The sequence below is a fragment of the Sinorhizobium sojae CCBAU 05684 genome (genome assembly GCF_002288525.1).
Lineage (GTDB): Bacteria > Pseudomonadota > Alphaproteobacteria > Rhizobiales > Rhizobiaceae > Sinorhizobium > Sinorhizobium sojae.
In genome coordinates, this window is the sequence record NZ_CP023067.1 from 1,182,954 (window position 1) to 1,199,328 (window position 16,375).

The window sequence follows — 16,375 nt, forward strand, 5'->3', positions numbered from 1 at the left end:
CACGAGTTTGACTTTTACGTCAAAGTCAACAATAGTGAAGCTTCGTGAGTTGATGGAATGATGGCGTGGATAAATACTATAGCATCACGGAGCTGACGCGGGAATTCGGCATCTCAACCCGGACGCTTCGCTTCTACGAGGATGAAGGGCTCATTCATCCGGAGCGTCGTGGGCGTACGCGACTGTTTCGGCCGGCCGATCGGCGCTTGATCAAGGAAATTCTGCGCGGTCGGCGCATCGGCTTCACCATCGCCGAAATTCGCGAGATCATCCAGGTCTACAAGGATCCGCCGGGCGAGATGGGGCAATTGCAGCTCCTGATGAAGCGCGTCGAGGAGAAGCGCGAGGATTTGCGGCAGAAGCGCAAGGATATTGACGATACGCTGACCGAGCTCGACAATGTCGAAGAGGCCTGCCTGACCCGTCTCGCCGAGATCGGCGTCGGCACTTAGTGCATTGCCCTGAGAATCGGACCCGATTCTCGGAGTGCACGATGCCTAGGTTCGAAGGTAACAACGTTCTTTGTGCGTCCGAAAGGACGCACGGCGCTGTGAGATTAGCGAAGCTCTTCGTGGGCGTCTCCGTGGACTGCCTTAAACTGTGGCCTCCGCCACCTTTTCCGTCCAGATTGACCGCCCGTTCAGATCCACCGCGCAGTGTGGCGGCAATAGCGTTCGAATTCGAAACCAAAGCGGGAGAGCAGGTGTCGCTCCTCGTTGCGGACGGCAAACAGCGTCGTCAAGGCTACGGCGAGGATCGCCATGATGAAGAACCACGGGTTCAGTGTCATGAGCCCGGCGCCCGTCATCGCCAAGGTATAGCCGAGATAGATTGGATTGCGGGTGAAGCGGAAGGGACCGCTCGTCACCAGGCAAGTCGCGCAACGGTGCGGCAGGACCGCAGTGTGCCGCTCGAGTAGCACTTTGACGGCCCAGAGATCAAGAAGGATTGCCGAGAAGATCAACGCGCCGCCGATGAGCCAGGGAAACCAGCTCTGCCCGTTCATGACCGGGATCGGGTGAACGCGCGTCAAGACCAGCGCTATGAGCGCGGCCGTGCCGTAGATGATCGGCGGCCATGGAAAATTCAGCGGCTTGGCACGATAGGCATTCATGTCCTAGTCCCCTGATCTTGCATCCATTGTGCACTGATTGGCGATTCGCGCAACGCGTTCATCCGTGGTCAAGTCGATCTTGCCCAGGTTTAAATCGTCGAAGAGGTTCTGCTCCTTGAGCCGGGCCAGCGTGCATCTGCAAAAGCTGCCGCAGGAGACGCCGGCACTGTAGAGGCCGCAGGCTTGTTCGCAGTCCAGCCGATACGCCCGCTCCGCATCGAGGGCGGGGGCGGGGACCGCAAGTGAGAAGGCATAAACCAGCCCGATCAGCAGCGGCTGGTGGATGAGGTATATGGCCAGACTGTGACGCCCGCCGACGGCAAGTAGCCTGATCCACAGTTTTGGTTTGCCACGGCTTTCCATGGCGGAGCGTCGGGATGTGAGCATCGGATGGAGCAGCTGTGCCGTTCCGAGGCCTGCGAGAAACGGAGCCAGCCATGGAAGCATCGGTACATAGTCGTTCGATCGCGGCACCGTTTCGGAAAGTCCGACCCACCAGAGTGCGGGGATGTCGAACACGGGCGAACGCAAATAGAGCGGTGCGATAAAGGCGGCTGCCGCTGCCAAGAAGGTAACGAACGCGGGAAGGCGAAGGAACAGCAGGCCGACGAGGCTTGCCGCCGCAATCGCATGAAGAATGCCGAAAAAGATGAAGGAAGCCGGAAAGGCGAACCAGGTCGCCACGGTGATGAGAGCCGCTGCACCTGCGATCCTGGCGAATCGGCGCGCGAACATCTGGGGGCGGAATTTCGCGGCATGGCCCAGCACCAGGCTATAGCCGGCCAGGAACAGGAAACTGGTGGCGATCAGACGCGCAAAGAGCCGCCAGCCGCCGGTCCCGGCGGTACCAGCCGCAACGTAGCCGAAAAACTCCAGATCCCAGACGAAATGGTAAAGTGCCATGGCGACGAGCGCGAGCCCGCGGAGCGCGTCCAGAAGCGCGATGCGCTGGATTTTGCCCGGCTGCAGGACTTGCGGTTCCGGGATCGTGGTCGCGGGGCTATTGGACATGGCGGCGCCATCCTGTTCAGGCGAGTGGTGGTTGTCCGGCTCCTGCATGATCTCTTAAACCTAAATTGGTCCGAGAACAAAAGGCAGGCAGCCAGCTGGGACATTTGTGGTGGGTTGCGCGCCCGATTCGGTTCACGGACACCCATGCCAGACGCGTCGCGATTATGTTGAAATGAAGGCGGCATGCATCAGGGCGGCCATGGCGGCGTGCGGCGCCCAGCGCATCGGCCCGAAACCGATTTTCGGAAAGCTCGATGCGCAGATTGAAGGAGTTGCTGTCACCTTTGCCCGTCTGAAGAGACGCGCGGCGCTGTAGGACCGCGGCTTATCACTGGTCGGCGAGCAGCGCGTTCCGGGCTTCGGAGAAGAATTGCCGGCGGGTAAGGACGAAGATGACAAAGCCGGTAAGCACGATGAAGACATAGGGGCTGATGAACCAGCCGAGATAGCCGATCGAGAGGAAGATCGCCCGGAGTCCGGCATTGAAATGCTTGGCCGCCATGACGTTCATGCGTATGGCGCGTTCCGCCGCTTTCTCGGCCGCCTGCCGATCGCGCGACATGTCGGCCGTCATCGGAATGCCGCCCATCAGGATTGAGCAGTAGTTGAAGAGCCGGTAGGACCAGCCGAACTGAAAGAAGGAATAGCCGAAAAGGCAGGTGAGCCCGCCCACCTTCAGTTCGAAGCCGGTTCGGCCGCCGCGAAAGACCTGGGGCAGGTCGTTGAAGATCATCTGCACCTGATCGGTCGCGCCGAGCAGGGCGAAGCAGCCCCCGAGCGCGAATATGGTCGTGGATGCGAAGAAGGCGGTGCCGGCCTGAAGGCCCGCGATGATCTGTGTGTCGATCATCTTCAGGTCGCGGGTGAGCGAATTGCGGATCCAACGCGCCCGGTGCTCGTTCATCAAACGGGTCAGGCTGACGCGCTGGAAATTGCGGCGTCCGTCGGTCGCCCAGCTGAAGCCGCCCCAAAGCAGCACGAACGTGCAGAGCGCGATGTAATCTTCCATGGTCATATGCGTCTTGTCGCATGGCCGTTTTAAAATGCAAGGCCGCTTCGGCAGCTCCGGCGTCAATCAAGATGGCGAAACAGAGGCCGCACGGCCGGAGCGCGACGGCGGATTTTCTAAAGCGGGTTCCGCAAAACGTTTTCTACGGTTTTGCGGCAAGAACCTGCGGCAACACAGGAATCCAAGGTGTCTTCCCCGCCGCAATCTTCGAGAGTATGCCTAGGCTAGCCGCCACCGCCCTGCGACCGTGCTCCCTCGAATCGGAGGATGTGACATGGTTTCGCCACATTTCGGCATTGCGCATTTACTTTTTCTTCAGTATGCATGGCCCCCACAAGCGAGCCTTGCCGCTTGTCGACTCTCGGGTATTCGGAGAAATCATGGACAGCACAATACAGAAGTCATGCTGGGGCGTAACCATTCGCGCCGTGGCTGGTTTCGCTGGCGTTCTCGTTCTGGCTTACCTTTTTGGTAGCTTCTGATAACAAACGCCTCCCTTGGCAGGCGTCTGTTGACGCCGCCGCCTTTACATCCATTCCGATCGCCACATCACTTACCCACAGCGCTACGGTGCCCTCGGACGCGAATGGCCGCCGCAAGCGGGCGCGTGTTTGGCCAGGAATCGACCGGTGTTCAAGGAAATGCACAGCAAGCCTCTCATGGGTTGCGATGTCGCACAGGCAAAATCCGATGTCGGTGGATCGCCTGATCGACCGGCATAGGATCGCATAGGTTTTTACCCTATATATGGAGCGGATCCGCATTGGCGAATTGCGGCGGGTCCGGTCTTGTCATCGGCATGGCGTTGAGCGCCTGCCAGGATCTGGTCAGGCATCTATGTTTCTTTCCGTCTTCGACGTTTTCAAGGTTGGTATCGGCCCCTCGAGTTCGCACACGATGGGTCCCATGTCGGCCGCCAACAGGTTCCTCGACCTCATCCATTCCGACGAATGGCCGCGGCCGTCGAATGTGGCGGTCAGCGCCATTGCGGTCAGCCTGCACGGTTCGCTTGCGCATACGGGGGTCGGCCACGGAACGGGCAGGGCGGTCATCCTCGGGCTGATGGGCGAGCGTCCGGATCTGGTCGATCCCGACCGTATGGACGCGATCATCGATGAGGTGGAGCGTACGGGCCGCGTTTCGCCGCCGGGGCATCCTGAATATCAGTTCCAGCCCAAGACCGATCTCGTCTATGACAAGAAGGTGCCGCTGCCGGGCCACGCCAACGGCATGTCCTTCTCCGCTTTCGATCGGGACGGACGGCTGCTTCTCAAGCGCATCTATTATTCGATCGGTGGCGGCTTCGTGGTCACCGACACGGAGCTCGAAGCCATGCGCGCGGCAAAGAACAAGCCGGCCGGCGTCAAGGTCCCTTATCCATTCGCGACGGCGGCGCAGATGCTCGAGATGGCGGCGCGTTCCGGCCTTTCGATTGCTCAGATGAAGCGGGCGAATGAGGAATGCACCATGTCGAGGGAAGAGCTCGACGCGGGCCTCGATCGCATTTGGGCCGCGATGAACGCGTGCATCGACCGCGGCCTCAGCCAGGACGGCATCATGCCGGGCGGTCTGAAGGTGCGCCGGCGCGCGCGGGCAATCCATGACAGGCTGCAGGAGGAATGGCGGTCGAACAAGGTGAATCCCTTACTCGCCAATGACTGGTTGAGCGTCTATGCCATGGCAGTCAACGAAGAAAATGCCGCCGGCGGCCGGGTCGTGACGTCGCCGACGAACGGTGCCGCGGGCGTGGTCCCGGCAACGATCCGCTACTATCTGCACTTCCACGACGATGCCGATCAGGAAGGCATTCGGGACTATCTGCTGACGGCGGCCGCGGTCGGCGGCATCATCAAACACAATGCCTCCATTTCCGGCGCCGAAGTCGGCTGTCAGGGCGAGGTGGGCTCCGCCTCCGCAATGGCCGCCGCAGGCCTTGCAGCGGTGATGGGCGGCACGCCGGAGCAGATCGAGAATGCGGCCGAGATCGCTCTTGAGCATCATCTCGGCATGACCTGCGATCCGGTCGCGGGTCTTGTGCAGGTGCCTTGCATCGAGCGCAATGCGCTCGGCGCCGTGAAGGCTGTTACCGCGGCGTCGCTCGCGCTGAAGGGGGACGGCAAGCATTTCGTGCCGCTCGACGCCTGTGTCGAGACGATGCGGCAGACCGGGCTCGACATGAGCGAAAAATACAAGGAGACCTCGACCGGCGGGCTTGCTGTCAATATCGTCGAATGCTGAAGCCAGCGGGTAGCTCCCATGCCGCGCGCTGCAGTGCTTTTGTGGACGAAATCACTCGCGGCGCTTGACCTCGACCGACCGCCGGGTGTTCAAGCATTGCCATGGCATTGCATCTTATCAAGCTCTGTGTCGGCGCCGATTCCATCGAAGACTTGCGCGAATGGGTAGCGCGCAGGTCGCTGGCAGCGATTGCGGCCGGACAGGAGCCGCACTCGTTCCACACGACGCGCATGGTGCCAAAGCGTACGGAAGAACTTCTTGCCGGCGGTTCGCTCTATTGGGTGATCAAGGGATACGTGCAGGCAAGGCAGCCGTTGATCGGCGTCGAACCCTTTACGGACGGAGAGGGGATCGGCCGCTGCCATCTCGTTCTCGGCCCCGAGGTGGTGGATACGGAGCCCCAGCCGCGTCGGGCGTTCCAGGGATGGCGCTATCTTGAGGACAAGGAGGCACCGCGCGACCTCGCGTCGCTCGCGGCAGACGGTGCGGATATGCCGCTCGAGTTGCGGCGGGAACTCGCGGCGTTGGGCCTTTTGTAGGGCGAAGCACCGCCCCGAATTCAGCGCATCGGCCTGAAAATCGGAGGAAAGCGCGTCTGAAAAGACGCGCGGCGCTGTAGTCGAGAGCCGGCGCCGCTGACGTCAGCCTATCCGTACTCTCAGCGGCCGGCTGCGGCCAGGTGCCGTGACATGCAGATGGATTGCCGCAGGCGGTTGGGTCGAGCGCCAGGCCCGCGCTCCATGGGTCAGGAGCAGGCCGACGAGGTCCCGAGTCTTCGCCTTTGACCGGTTGAGCCCGACATCGGCTATGCGCATGGCTGCTTCGTGCAGCGGATGCAGCCGAATGCCCGGCGACTTCGTCTTTTTCCCCGGCGCCACGGTGACGTCCGGAGCATTCTCGTTCATTGCCATGACAGACCTCGTTACGCTGTACAAATCCGAGGAGAACGGCCGGACAAAACGCATCCGGCCGTCAATGTCGCGTGCGCTCACTGTTGGCTCGCCCAGCAGGCGAACCCCCGCTTTTTCAGGAACCTGCATGCATTGATCGCCTTGTCCTGGTCGCCAAATCCACCGAAGCGAGCGCGGTAAACTTGCGCAGAGCCGCTGCCGAACGCGACCGTGAAGGGCTTCGCGTCGCGCAGGACCTTGCCGCCCTTTTCTTTGGCATTGTCGAGCAGAGTCACGGCTTGTTGCCGATCCGGCGTCGCGCCGACCTGAATGACCCAGCCCTGCGGCATGGCAGTTGCTTCCGCCCGCGCTTCTGCCTCGGCCGCCGCGCCGGCCTTTGCGACCGAATTGGTGATCTGGGCGTCGACGTCGGACGAGGTCGCCGGCTGTTGCGCGAGCTTGGCGCTTTGGGCGTCAAGCGTGTTCGGCGCGATCTTGCCGGAGAGGACCGGATTGTCGGAGGCGGGCTTCGTCTCTGCATAGGCCATTTCGACGCTTCCCGCGGCTTCTCCGCTATAGCGGAAGTCCGGAACCGGCCCCTCATGGGGCAATTTCAGCGCAGCGGCCTGCGTGCCGGTGTCGGCGACGGCGATTGGAGCCGCCGGCGTTTGCGCGATCAGATTGCCGCTGCCGCGGCGGGATGCGTCGGGCATGTACTTGGCGACGAGCTTGCGCATGTGGGCGTCACGGGCGGCGCCGGACGTTCCACCCATCACGACCGCGACGATGCTGCGGCCATCGCGTTGTGCCGACGTGACCAGGTTGAAGCCGGAGGCGCGCGTGTAGCCGGTCTTGATGCCGTCGACGCCGCGAACATTGCCGAGAAGACGGTTGTGGTTTCCGATCGTCTGCTTGCCGAAGCGGAAGCTGCGCGTCGAAAAATAATCGTAATATTGCGGGAAATGTTGCCGAAGCGCGAGGCCAAGCCGCGCCTGGTCGCGCGCCGTGGTCAGCTGTTCCGAATTCGGCAGGCCGTGAGCGTTGCGGTAAGTTGTGCGCGTCATCCCGAGCGCGCGCGCCTTGTTCGTCATCATGCGGGCGAAGCGCTGTTCGGAGCCGCCGAGAAGCTCGGCGAGCGCCGTTGCGGCGTCGTTGGCCGAGCGTGTAACGAGCGACAGTATAGCCTGCTCCACCGTGAGCGACTGACCGGCACGCACACCCAGTTTCGACGGGGGCTCCTTCGCGGCGTTCTTGGAGAAGGGGACGCGCGTGGATTTGCTGATGCGCCCTGCTTCGAGGGCCTCGAAGGTCAGGTAGAGGGTCATCATCTTCGTCAGCGAAGCCGGATAGCGCAATGCATCGGCTGAATCGCCGTATAGCACCTTGCCGGTCTTCGCATCGACTACGATGCCGGCATATTTCGGGTTGGCGAGAGCGGGAGTCGAGAAAGCCAATACGGCAACGATGCCGGCAAGGAAAAAGCGCGCCACGGCTTTTGCAACTGGATGTGACGGATGCTTCGCGCGATCAAGAAAAACGGATTGAGACACTGCGCTGCTCTTCATTCTTATTTCGGGGGTGCCGTCCGGACGTCGTTTCCTGAAACGACCGTTCCCGGCACTCTAGCGGGATAGCGTTACCAATCGGTTTATGATGAATGATTGGTTGCCGGGAGATGGTCGTTTGTTCGGTAGCGGGACCGGCAGGCCTTTTTTGGCCGGCAGAATGCCTCCAGCATGACTCTTGGACAAATTCACGGCACGAGCCGGGCCTTAATGAAGGATTCCACCGATTCGTCGATTGCCTGCCATTGTGGCAGCAACTTGGCCGAGAAACGATAGAGAATAGCGAGATCCTTGCCGATATGGACGTCGCGCTGGCAGTCGGCACTCGAGGACGCGGCCTGACTCTCCGGCAAGAGACAACGCAGGACATAGTCGGGTCGACCCGGGCGGGTGGCGGTGAAGAACGCTTCCCCCGCATAGCCGGAATTCGACTTGGCGTCATATCGCATGAGGCCGGCGGGGCCGGGGCGAGGCGCGTCTTCGAGGACATGGCGATAGATGGGGTCCAGCCGTCCCGACATGTCGCGCGACATCGTGCTCTGCGCGATCTGAAGGAAGATCAACTTTTCCGGGTGGCTGACATCGTTGAAGAAGTGCCGGGTCTTGTCGCTATAGCCTTCAAGCGCGGGCCATGTGAGGTAGAGATCGACGCGCTCCGCGATGCGCGTCATCCGCTGGTTTTCGAAGCGGATGATGTTGGCGGGCAGGCGCAGATGATCCTGTCCGATGAAGATATCGTAGGTCTCACGGCTGGATGTGTGTCCCGCGAGGGCGAGATTTTCTCCTAGCCGTCGGCCGGCGAAGGACACGGCAAGCGCAAGTGCCGCCAGCAATAGGATAACGCCGGCAACCTTGTAGACGAAGCGGGGTGAAATGAGAGGCAGAAATTCCGGCTCGTGGGGTTCCGGTGAGTTCATGCGGGGCCGTCGGTAAGGTGCTGGTCCTGAGATCGACACTCGCCCGGCCGAATGGCGTCTTGCTTCCGGCGGAGATTGCCTTCCGACGTTCGTCGAAGAGGGTTAATTTTCACTGAAGATCTTTGGCGCGGCTCGTGGCCAAAAAAACGAGGCCGGTTCCGGGGACAATCGGAACCGGCCTTGGGCTTGGTCGCGACGGGGAAAAGGGACTGACCGAAGCCCGGAAGGAGGTGCCATCGCCGGTGGCGGTGGCTAGCGCATCGGCCCGAAGCTCGATGCGCAGATTCAAAGAGTTGCGGTGACCTTTGCGTCTGAAAAGACGGGCGGCACTGTATGGCCTCTATTCGGTCCGGACGGTACCGACGGCAACGGCGCGCCCGTCCTGGAGCTTCACCCAGCGGCCGGGATTTTCCGAGGATTGCCGCTTGAGAAAGGTGTAGTCGGTCTCGGACCAGCGCAGCACCTTGCTGCGCATGTTATCCAGGATGAAATCGCCGCGGTCGGTACGCACCGTCAGCACGGCATGGCCGTCGCCGTTCGGCTGCAGGACGACTGTGATCAGCAGATCGGCGGGGGAAAAGCCCCTCTCGATCAGTTTGCGACGTTTCAGGAGCACGTAGTCCTCGCAGTCGCCGACCACATCCGGATAGGACCACTTTTCTTCCGCGCCGTGGATCTCCATGTCCGTCAGGGGCATGATGGCCTGATTGACCTGGTGGTTTACTTCGAGAATGGTCTTCCATCCGGCGCGCGTCAGCGCGGCCGGCCCATGATCGGGGCCGAGCGGCGCGCATTCCGAGGCATGGCTCTTGCAGAACTCGTAATGGCCGACCGGCGGGTTGGTCGCGCCGCTGGCGACCATGTTTGCCGGAAGTGCGAAGGCGGATCCCGCCAGAAAGCCGGCCGCGGCAGCGGCGACGGCGATCGTTTTCGTGAACATCTTGTGCATGCTTGTCTCCCCGTTGTGGTTCGACATTGGCACAGAGTTTTTTATTGGCCACGAATATCCGAGGTAAAAACAAGTACAAATGCTGTCGATATTCGAATAAAATAAGTATAAAACTTGAATTGTATTCTTGTGAAATTTGATTCAAATTTGAGATGATTTGGTGGCGCAAGCGCACTGCGGCAAAGCGCAGCTGTTATAAGTGACTGTAAAATAAGGAAAATACGGTGCGAGATCATCCACCTTTCGGAGGTCAGTCCTCCTCGGCGGGGCCAGGAGGTGCCGGCGGAGATCTCGTGTGTTGATGTGCCGGAGTGGAAATGCTGTAAGGATCGATTTACCAGAAGTCTTCTTTGTGCACCCAACTATTCCCATCGCGACTTCTTCCACTGCGACTGCAGGCGTAGATATTCAGCTGCCGGAGAAGATCGCGGGTCTCGGCTACCGTCGAAGCGACGCGCGGGATTGTGCCGCGGGCGAGGCCGGTTCGACTGGCGCTCGGTTCTCCGGCTTACTAGCTCTAACCTGGCTGCGCCGAAGGGTGGGGCATCAACACCTGCCGCGTGACCACCGCTCCCAGCAGGGCGATACCGATGATCGTGGCAGCCAGATCGGGCGCGATGAGCAGCAGCGCCGCGACCACAAGCAGTAGCCGCTCGATCAGGTAGAGCGGTCCGCGGAGCCAATTGGTGATCGCGGCCGACAGGGCGAGTATGCCGAGCATCGCTCCGCCGGCTGCGAGAACGAAGGCTGGAACGGTGAACTGCGGCGTGACGATCAGCAGCGCGGGTGAGAACACGAAAACGAAGGGTACCAGCGCCTTGCCCATGCTCAAGCGGAAGGCGGTGTTCCCGGCCCGGAAGGCGTTCGCTCCCGCGATGCCTGAGGCGGCATATGCGGCTAGCGCAACCGGCGGTGTCACGTCCGCGAGTACCCCGTAGTAGAAGACGAAAAAATGCGCGACGAGCGGTTCCACCCCCAGCATGCCAAGAATCGGCGCGGCCACCGCCACCATGATGATGTAGTTGGCCGTGGTCGGGATGCCGCAACCCATCAGCACGCAGACGACCGCCGTGATCATCAGGGTGAAGAGCAATGTGATCGCTTGCACGCCCATCAGTTCGAACGGCAGGATCGACAGCAGGCCGAACACGGACGCCGCCCAGCCGCTTGCAAGACTGGTGACCATGAAGGCGATTTTGAAGCCCACGCCGGTCAGCGTCACAATCCCGATAATAATGCCCACAAGCGCTGCCGCCGCCGTGACAGACAGTGACTGCTTCGCCCCGAGGACAAAGCCCTCCCACACACCGAACGCGGCGTCACGTAATCCCTCCGACACGCCATGCGCACGCACCGACTGGATGACGAGTACGAATAGACAGGCAACGATGGCCCAGAACGCCGACAGGAACGGTGTCCGTCCGCTCATCAGCATCAGGATGAGAAGAATTAGCGGCAGGACCGACAGCCAGCCCTCGCGGATGACCTTGAGGGCGTTCGGCAGTTCCTCCTTCGTAAGGCCCCGCAGGCCGAGGCGCTTCGCCTCCAAATGCACCTGCAGCAGCACGCCGAAGAAATGCATGAACGCGGGCACGATCGCGGCCAGGAGAATCGTGGTCAGCGGCAGGCCGAGATATTCGATCATCAGGAAGGCCACCGCCCCCATTACAGGCGGCGTGATCTGACCGCCGGTCGAGGAGGCGGCCTCTACCGCCGCCGCGAAATGTCGCGGATAGCCGATGCGGATCATCGCCGGTATGGTCAGCGCGCCGGTTGTCACCGTGTTCGCGATCGATGAGCCGGAGATCGAGCCGAGCAGTGCCGAGGACACCACAGATACCTTCGCCGGTCCCCCCGCGAAGCGCCCGGTCAGCGCTGTTGCCACGTCGATGAACAATTGGCCAAGCCCGATCCGCGTCGCCATCACGCCGAACAGCACGAAATGGAAGACATAAGTGGCGATCACTCCGAGCGCGGTGCCGTAGATCCCCTGCGAGGTCAGGTAGAGGTGGTTGACGATATCCGACCAGCTCGCCCCCGGATGCACGAGTATGCCCGGCATTGACTGGCCGAAGTAGGCATAACCCATAAACAGAATTGCAATCACCGGCAGTGGCCATCCCATCGAGCGGCGCACCGCCTCCAGCAGGACCAGGATAAGTACGCTGCCCATCGCCAAATCGAGCGGCAGCGGATTGCCGACGCGGAAGGCAAGCTGATCGTAGATCCACGGCACATACAGCGATGTGACCGCCGCTGCGATGGCCAGCAGCCAGTCGGCCAGCGGCAGGCCGAGGGGGGCCAGCGGTCCCGGTTTCGTGTTACGCCTCCCGAAGGCCGAAAAACTGAGGAAGACGAGCGACAGCGTCACCGCCATATGCAGCCCACGATGAATGGTCGATCGCGGGATCCCGAAACCGGCCGTGTAGAAATGGTAGCAGGACAGCAGGAACAGCAAGACCCCGGACAATATTGTCAGGGCCTGCCCGAGATTGCGGAACCGCAGTTCCGGATCGAACTTCTCCTCAAGTGCCTGCAGCTCTTCAGCTGTCAGGGATTTCGTCCCTGCCGTTCTTTCATCGTGATCTGGCGCGGTCATTGTACCCCTTGTCGGTTACCGGGGGGAGCGGACCGCCATGGTCGCCCGCTCCCGCTAGTCAATCCTGGCGTTTACTTCAGCGCCCCGATTTCCTTGTAGTACTTCTCTGCGCCCGGGTGGAACGGAATGCCGACGCCGGCCGTTGCATTCTCGGCACGGATGAGCTTGCCCTTGGCATGGCCCGCATCGAACATCTTGCGGGTATTGTCGTTCCAGAGCGCCTTGGTGATGTTGTAGATCAGCTCTTCCGGCTGGTCCGCGCTGGTCACCCATTGCGCGCCGACCGAGAGCGTCTGCACATCGGTCGCCTGTCCCTCGTAGGTACCCGCCGGGACGGTATCCGTCGCAAAGAAGCTGTATTGCGCCCGGATCTTGTCTGCTCCCTCGCCCACGATCGGGATGAGCTTCACCTTATGCTGGCTCGCCAGTTCAGCAATCGCACCGGCCGGATAGCCGCCCACGAAGAAGAAGGCATCCATGGCGCCATCGCGCATCCGGTCAGCCGCCTGGTCAGGCTTGAGGAATTCCGGCGTGATGTCGGATTCGCTCAGACCGAACGCTTCCAGCACGATGCGTGCGTCAACCAGGGTGCCAGAACCCGGCTCGTCGAGCGACACGCGCTTGCCTTTCAGATCTGCCACACTTTCGATACCGGCATCGGCTCTTGCCACCAGATGCAGGCTCTCGGGATAGAGATTCGCGATCATACGCAGCTTGTCGGCAGGGGGCTGGTCTTCCCACAGACCTGTGCCGGTCTGTGCCCAAGTAGCCACGTCGGCCTGTGAAAATCCGCTTTCCAGCGAACCGCCCATGATCGCATTGATATTGCCGACCGATCCATTCGAGGCCACCGCCGTCGCGACCAGACCCGGCACGCCGCAGGATCCACCCTCTTCGCAGGGACGCGAGCCGGGTGGGTTGGAAATCGCATTCGCAATAAGCCCGCCGATCGGGTAATAGGTGCCGGCGGTTCCGCCGGTACCTATGCGGAAGAAGGCCATTTCTTGGGCCGTAGTCGCGCCCGCCGCCAGTCCGATTGCAAGCGCAAGGCCGGTCAGCAATTTGAAACGATTGAACATCATTTACTCCTCTGGTGGCGTTTCATCCCAACCCTAACCCCAAAGACAGGCGGAGGGAAACTCGTCAGTTGTCTGCCGACGGCCCTGTTCCGCCGTCAAATAGCAGAAGGCAGCTTGCGGATCGTGCAGACCACTCTGCCGCCGCCGCATGTAACCTATTGCACCGCCTTTCTGGCATAGCGCGCATCGCTGGGCGAACTGCTCGCCCCGATTGCTCGCCGCTGCTGCAGATTGTGACCGCACAGCACCCTCCGTCAGGCCCAGCGCCTACATTGATCGCAGCTTGCCAGTGATCATGACGCGCGGTGACATAGCGTAAAAGGAAGATATAACAAGTCGAGCGGACCCGAGCCTGTGTAGCACCAGGCAGTGCGGCTCGCCGTCTGATGATACCAGAGGTCCCGGCCTGCCGCCCAGCCGACCTTGCCGCCTGTGCGGCGCACGACCAGCACGTCGCTCACTAGGACGTGTTGCCTGGCGGGGCGATGTCGATCGCCCTGTAGGCGCTCTTCTTGGTCGGCACTCGCTTCCCGCGCGCCTATAGCCGCCGCATCAAAGGAATTCGGTAAGAGCTTCGCGGGATTGGATGCCGGAGAACTCGATGGCGACGCCTTCCTGGAAGTGGCGGACGATCCGGCCCCGCATATTGCTGCCAAGTCTGACGGAAGTGCCGATGGCGGGGCGGAGCTCGATATCGATCGCAGCGCCTGACAGCGAGAGGTCGATGATCCGGCAGCGGTATTTCTCGCCGGTGTCTACCGTAAGCTCAGTCAGCGTCTTGCGCGGCGCAAGCCGGTCGTGGCGCCGGTCCTCGGGCAGGCCGAGTTCGTGCTTGTTGGCAATCCAGGTGAGCTGCGCCGCAAGCTTCTCGCGCTTGCGCTCCGTGGCATTGAGCTGAATGACGAATGCATCCTCGGCAAGCCGCGAGACGGTGCCTTCGAGCCTGCCGAGATGATCGATATAGGCAATGATGCGCTCGCCGGTGCGCGGCCGTGCCGCCGTTGAAAAGAGCACATCCCCCGGCGACATGTCGATGACGGTGCAATCATATTCATCGCGATTGGCAAGCATCAGCCGTCCCGAAAGGTTCACCGAGACGCGCTGGAAGACGCTCTCCTGGTGTGGTTTCGTACCGCCGTTTTGTGCGTGCTGAAACGAGAACATGGTCACTCTGCGATCGACGTATCCTTACACGCGCTAGTATAGCCCTAGCCGGTTAATAGAAGGTTGGTCGCTGAAGCGATTCTGTACCGATTTAATCGCGGCGGTCGCCATTGAGGACACGCAACTGCAGCGTCCGGCGACGCCCGTCCACGACTCCGACGCTCGTGGCGGCAGGGTGAACGTCCACGTCGTTGCGTGACATGTCGCTGAGGGGAGGGAGAACGCGGAGGTCGGTTGTGATGAGTGCGGTTATTGGCGACATACGCAACCATTGAGGGCGTGTCAGCGGCGACAAGGCTCCGAGCAGCCGGTCATTCTTGCCGTCCGCGGAGGCGAGGGGTGCAAGCAGCAGCTCCAGGTCGAGCGTCTCGCCAGCGGCCGTCCTACAGAAGGCGGTAAGGAGCATTGGCGAGCATTCCGCCATCACCCGCCCGGCGACCTCGTCGATCTCCGCCCCTTCCGCCTCCTGCCAGAGCGCTGAAAACGGCTGATCGCGCAACTCGCCCCCGAAAAGCGTGCAGATGCGGGTGCCGGCGAGTCGGAAGCGAATGGTGCCGTCAGGCCGCCTCTGCAGGATAAAGACGTCTGGTAGCAGCGACCGAATGTCACCGGGCGCGATTTCGTCGCGTCGGGGGAGGTTGCGATCGCCCCGAGTTGCGTTCCAATAACGGAACAGCTCAATGGACGTTTTGCTGCGCATGCCCTTGTGTCCTCATGACGTGGGCGGCGTGCTGTTTCAATTCGATACAGCCGAGCGCCTCAGGCGTGATCCTACGGAGAACGAAGCGATTTTCGTGCCACGCGGAAATTAAGGTTAACGATTAGTTTAGATTGCGTGCGCGGCGGCGTGTTGGCATTGCTTGTCCATCACTTCACGAAGCGTTGCTTCGGCACATCGATTGGAGCCCGGTGATTGGGTCAGGCCGTTCAGCTTTTTTGCTGGACGGCCTTTTTTCCTTTGCTTATGCCTTTGCTGCCCTCCAAGCAGCGCCATTGCCGCAACTCCGGTCGCAGGCGGGCCGCGCATTGATAGGAAGAGAAGCCATGGAACGAGATCAGTCGGCAACGCCGGTCGAAGCGGATGCCGAGAGTGCGGCCGAACGCCGTCGCGAGCCTGCCTTCAATCTTCCGGCGAGCCTGACCGGCATTCTTCTCTTCCTCGTTACGGTGCATGCGTTGCGGACCTATGTCCTGTCCGCCGCAGTCGACGAGGAGTTGATCCTCAACTTTGCCTTCCTCCCGGTGCGCTACACGATTCCGCTCGACACCCAGGGGCTCGCCTGGTTGTGGACGCCTGTGACCTATTCCTTTCTCCACGGGAGTTGGGAGCACCTGATCTTCAACATCTTCTGGATGGTCGCCTTCGGCGCGCCAGTCGTACGGCGTATCGGGCCTGCACGCCTGGCTGCCTTCTGGTGCCTCGCGGCGGCAGCATCCGTCGCCCTGCACGTGGTGTTCCATTGGGGGGAGCTGGCCATTGTGGTCGGCGCTTCGGGGGTCGTCTCCGGCTTCATGGGCGCGGCGGTGCGATTCGTGTTTTCGCCGAGCGGGCGCATCAGCCGCCAGTTCGCGCATCTCAACCGCCGGCTTTCGCTGACGGAGACCCTTGCCAATCGGTCGGCCCTGGTCTTCACCGGCATCTGGTTCCTCACCAATTTCCTGGTCGGCCTCGGTTTGTTTTCCGCGGGCGGCATGGGCAGCATCGCCTGGGAAGCGCATATCGGCGGCTTCCTGTTCGGCTTCTTCCTGTTCGGATGGTTCGACCCGCGCCGCTGAGACTGCCGGCAGTTTCATGCACAAGCGCAGCGTGACGCCGGCCTGCGGGAGCCCATCGGGCGGC

General features: G+C 61.5%; 16 protein-coding genes and 1 pseudogene. 4 read left to right on the forward strand and 13 right to left on the reverse strand.

Going from position 1 to position 16,375, the window contains the following annotated elements; genetic code table 11:
• Positions 1–65: 65 nt before the first annotated feature.
• Positions 66–452, forward strand: coding sequence for a MerR family transcriptional regulator (locus SJ05684_RS05870; protein WP_034854756.1), 387 nt, complete (start codon positions 66–68; stop codon positions 450–452).
• Between the two features lie 188 nt (positions 453–640).
• Here the strand turns inward: SJ05684_RS05870 and SJ05684_RS05875 are convergent, their stop codons facing one another.
• The 3 genes from SJ05684_RS05875 to SJ05684_RS05885 form a co-directional block, all read right to left on the reverse strand.
• On the reverse strand, positions 641–1,114 hold the full coding sequence (locus SJ05684_RS05875; protein WP_034854755.1) for a methyltransferase family protein: 474 nt from the start codon (positions 1,112–1,114) through the stop codon (positions 641–643).
• A gap of 3 nt (positions 1,115–1,117) precedes the next feature.
• Entirely contained in the window at positions 1,118–2,125 is a 1,008-nt protein-coding gene (locus SJ05684_RS05880) for a heparan-alpha-glucosaminide N-acetyltransferase (RefSeq protein WP_034854779.1), read from the reverse strand.
• A gap of 328 nt (positions 2,126–2,453) precedes the next feature.
• Positions 2,454–3,140: a DUF599 domain-containing protein gene (locus tag SJ05684_RS05885; protein WP_034854753.1), complete on the reverse strand. Its 687-nt coding sequence runs from the start codon at positions 3,138–3,140 to the stop codon at positions 2,454–2,456.
• Between the two features lie 831 nt (positions 3,141–3,971).
• Here SJ05684_RS05885 and SJ05684_RS05895 point away from each other — a divergent pair.
• Both SJ05684_RS05895 and SJ05684_RS05900 read left to right on the forward strand, forming a co-directional pair.
• The gene (locus SJ05684_RS05895; protein WP_034854751.1) at positions 3,972–5,372 is read left to right on the forward strand and encodes an L-serine ammonia-lyase; all 1,401 of its coding nucleotides are present in this window, start codon (positions 3,972–3,974) and stop codon (positions 5,370–5,372) included.
• A gap of 101 nt (positions 5,373–5,473) precedes the next feature.
• Positions 5,474–5,911: a DUF1489 family protein gene (locus SJ05684_RS05900; RefSeq protein WP_034854750.1), complete on the forward strand. Its 438-nt coding sequence runs from the start codon at positions 5,474–5,476 to the stop codon at positions 5,909–5,911.
• Positions 5,912–6,013: 102 nt separating this feature from the next.
• Here SJ05684_RS05900 and SJ05684_RS05905 read toward each other — a convergent pair whose 3' ends face one another.
• The 10 genes and pseudogenes from SJ05684_RS05905 to SJ05684_RS29530 form a co-directional block, all read right to left on the reverse strand.
• Positions 6,014–6,283 (reverse strand): hypothetical protein, encoded by a 270-nt coding sequence (locus SJ05684_RS05905; RefSeq protein WP_034854749.1) that lies wholly within the window; start codon positions 6,281–6,283, stop codon positions 6,014–6,016.
• Between the two features lie 77 nt (positions 6,284–6,360).
• Positions 6,361–7,833, reverse strand: a complete 1,473-nt coding sequence (locus tag SJ05684_RS05910; protein ID WP_034854748.1) for a D-alanyl-D-alanine carboxypeptidase — start codon at positions 7,831–7,833, stop codon at positions 6,361–6,363.
• 182 nt (positions 7,834–8,015) lie between these two features.
• Complete coding sequence (locus tag SJ05684_RS05915; protein ID WP_034854747.1) at positions 8,016–8,744, reverse strand: hypothetical protein; 729 nt, start codon at positions 8,742–8,744, stop codon at positions 8,016–8,018.
• A 340-nt stretch (positions 8,745–9,084) separates the two neighbouring features.
• A complete protein-coding gene (locus tag SJ05684_RS05920) occupies positions 9,085–9,693 on the reverse strand; it encodes a transglutaminase-like cysteine peptidase (protein ID WP_034854746.1) in 609 nt (202 codons plus the stop codon).
• A 517-nt stretch (positions 9,694–10,210) separates the two neighbouring features.
• Entirely contained in the window at positions 10,211–12,292 is a 2,082-nt protein-coding gene (locus tag SJ05684_RS05925) for a TRAP transporter permease (RefSeq protein WP_034854745.1), read from the reverse strand.
• A 71-nt stretch (positions 12,293–12,363) separates the two neighbouring features.
• Entirely contained in the window at positions 12,364–13,374 is a 1,011-nt protein-coding gene (locus SJ05684_RS05930) for a TAXI family TRAP transporter solute-binding subunit (RefSeq protein WP_034854744.1), read from the reverse strand.
• A gap of 323 nt (positions 13,375–13,697) precedes the next feature.
• Positions 13,698–13,903, reverse strand: a pseudogene (locus SJ05684_RS31015) (acetate--CoA ligase); the annotation flags it as partial.
• A gap of 20 nt (positions 13,904–13,923) precedes the next feature.
• Positions 13,924–14,535 (reverse strand): PilZ domain-containing protein, encoded by a 612-nt coding sequence (locus SJ05684_RS05940; protein ID WP_034854743.1) that lies wholly within the window; start codon positions 14,533–14,535, stop codon positions 13,924–13,926.
• A gap of 91 nt (positions 14,536–14,626) precedes the next feature.
• Complete coding sequence (locus SJ05684_RS05945; protein WP_095694219.1) at positions 14,627–15,235, reverse strand: PAS domain-containing protein; 609 nt, start codon at positions 15,233–15,235, stop codon at positions 14,627–14,629.
• A gap of 126 nt (positions 15,236–15,361) precedes the next feature.
• Positions 15,362–15,529: a hypothetical protein gene (locus SJ05684_RS29530; RefSeq protein ID WP_157211975.1), complete on the reverse strand. Its 168-nt coding sequence runs from the start codon at positions 15,527–15,529 to the stop codon at positions 15,362–15,364.
• A gap of 50 nt (positions 15,530–15,579) precedes the next feature.
• On the opposite strand from SJ05684_RS29530, the gene SJ05684_RS05950 reads away from it, so the two are divergent.
• A complete protein-coding gene (locus tag SJ05684_RS05950) occupies positions 15,580–16,311 on the forward strand; it encodes a rhomboid family intramembrane serine protease (RefSeq protein ID WP_034854742.1) in 732 nt (243 codons plus the stop codon).
• Positions 16,312–16,375: the final 64 nt, after the last annotated feature.

Coding starts and splice junctions, on each gene's coding strand:
- SJ05684_RS05875 (WP_034854755.1), bottom strand. CDS start 1,114: ATGAATGCCTATCGTGCCAAGCCGCTGAATTTTCCATGGCCGCCGATC.
- SJ05684_RS05880 (WP_034854779.1), bottom strand. CDS start 2,125: ATGTCCAATAGCCCCGCGACCACGATCCCGGAACCGCAAGTCCTGCAG.
- SJ05684_RS05885 (WP_034854753.1), bottom strand. CDS start 3,140: ATGACCATGGAAGATTACATCGCGCTCTGCACGTTCGTGCTGCTTTGG.
- SJ05684_RS05895 (WP_034854751.1), top strand. CDS start 3,972: ATGTTTCTTTCCGTCTTCGACGTTTTCAAGGTTGGTATCGGCCCCTCG.
- SJ05684_RS05900 (WP_034854750.1), top strand. CDS start 5,474: ATGGCATTGCATCTTATCAAGCTCTGTGTCGGCGCCGATTCCATCGAA.
- SJ05684_RS05905 (WP_034854749.1), bottom strand. CDS start 6,283: ATGGCAATGAACGAGAATGCTCCGGACGTCACCGTGGCGCCGGGGAAA.
- SJ05684_RS05915 (WP_034854747.1), bottom strand. CDS start 8,744: ATGAACTCACCGGAACCCCACGAGCCGGAATTTCTGCCTCTCATTTCA.
- SJ05684_RS05920 (WP_034854746.1), bottom strand. CDS start 9,693: ATGCACAAGATGTTCACGAAAACGATCGCCGTCGCCGCTGCCGCGGCC.
- SJ05684_RS05925 (WP_034854745.1), bottom strand. CDS start 12,292: ATGACCGCGCCAGATCACGATGAAAGAACGGCAGGGACGAAATCCCTG.
- SJ05684_RS05930 (WP_034854744.1), bottom strand. CDS start 13,374: ATGATGTTCAATCGTTTCAAATTGCTGACCGGCCTTGCGCTTGCAATC.
- SJ05684_RS05940 (WP_034854743.1), bottom strand. CDS start 14,535: ATGTTCTCGTTTCAGCACGCACAAAACGGCGGTACGAAACCACACCAG.
- SJ05684_RS05945 (WP_095694219.1), bottom strand. CDS start 15,235: ATGCGCAGCAAAACGTCCATTGAGCTGTTCCGTTATTGGAACGCAACT.
- SJ05684_RS29530 (WP_157211975.1), bottom strand. CDS start 15,529: ATGGCGCTGCTTGGAGGGCAGCAAAGGCATAAGCAAAGGAAAAAAGGC.
- SJ05684_RS05950 (WP_034854742.1), top strand. CDS start 15,580: ATGGAACGAGATCAGTCGGCAACGCCGGTCGAAGCGGATGCCGAGAGT.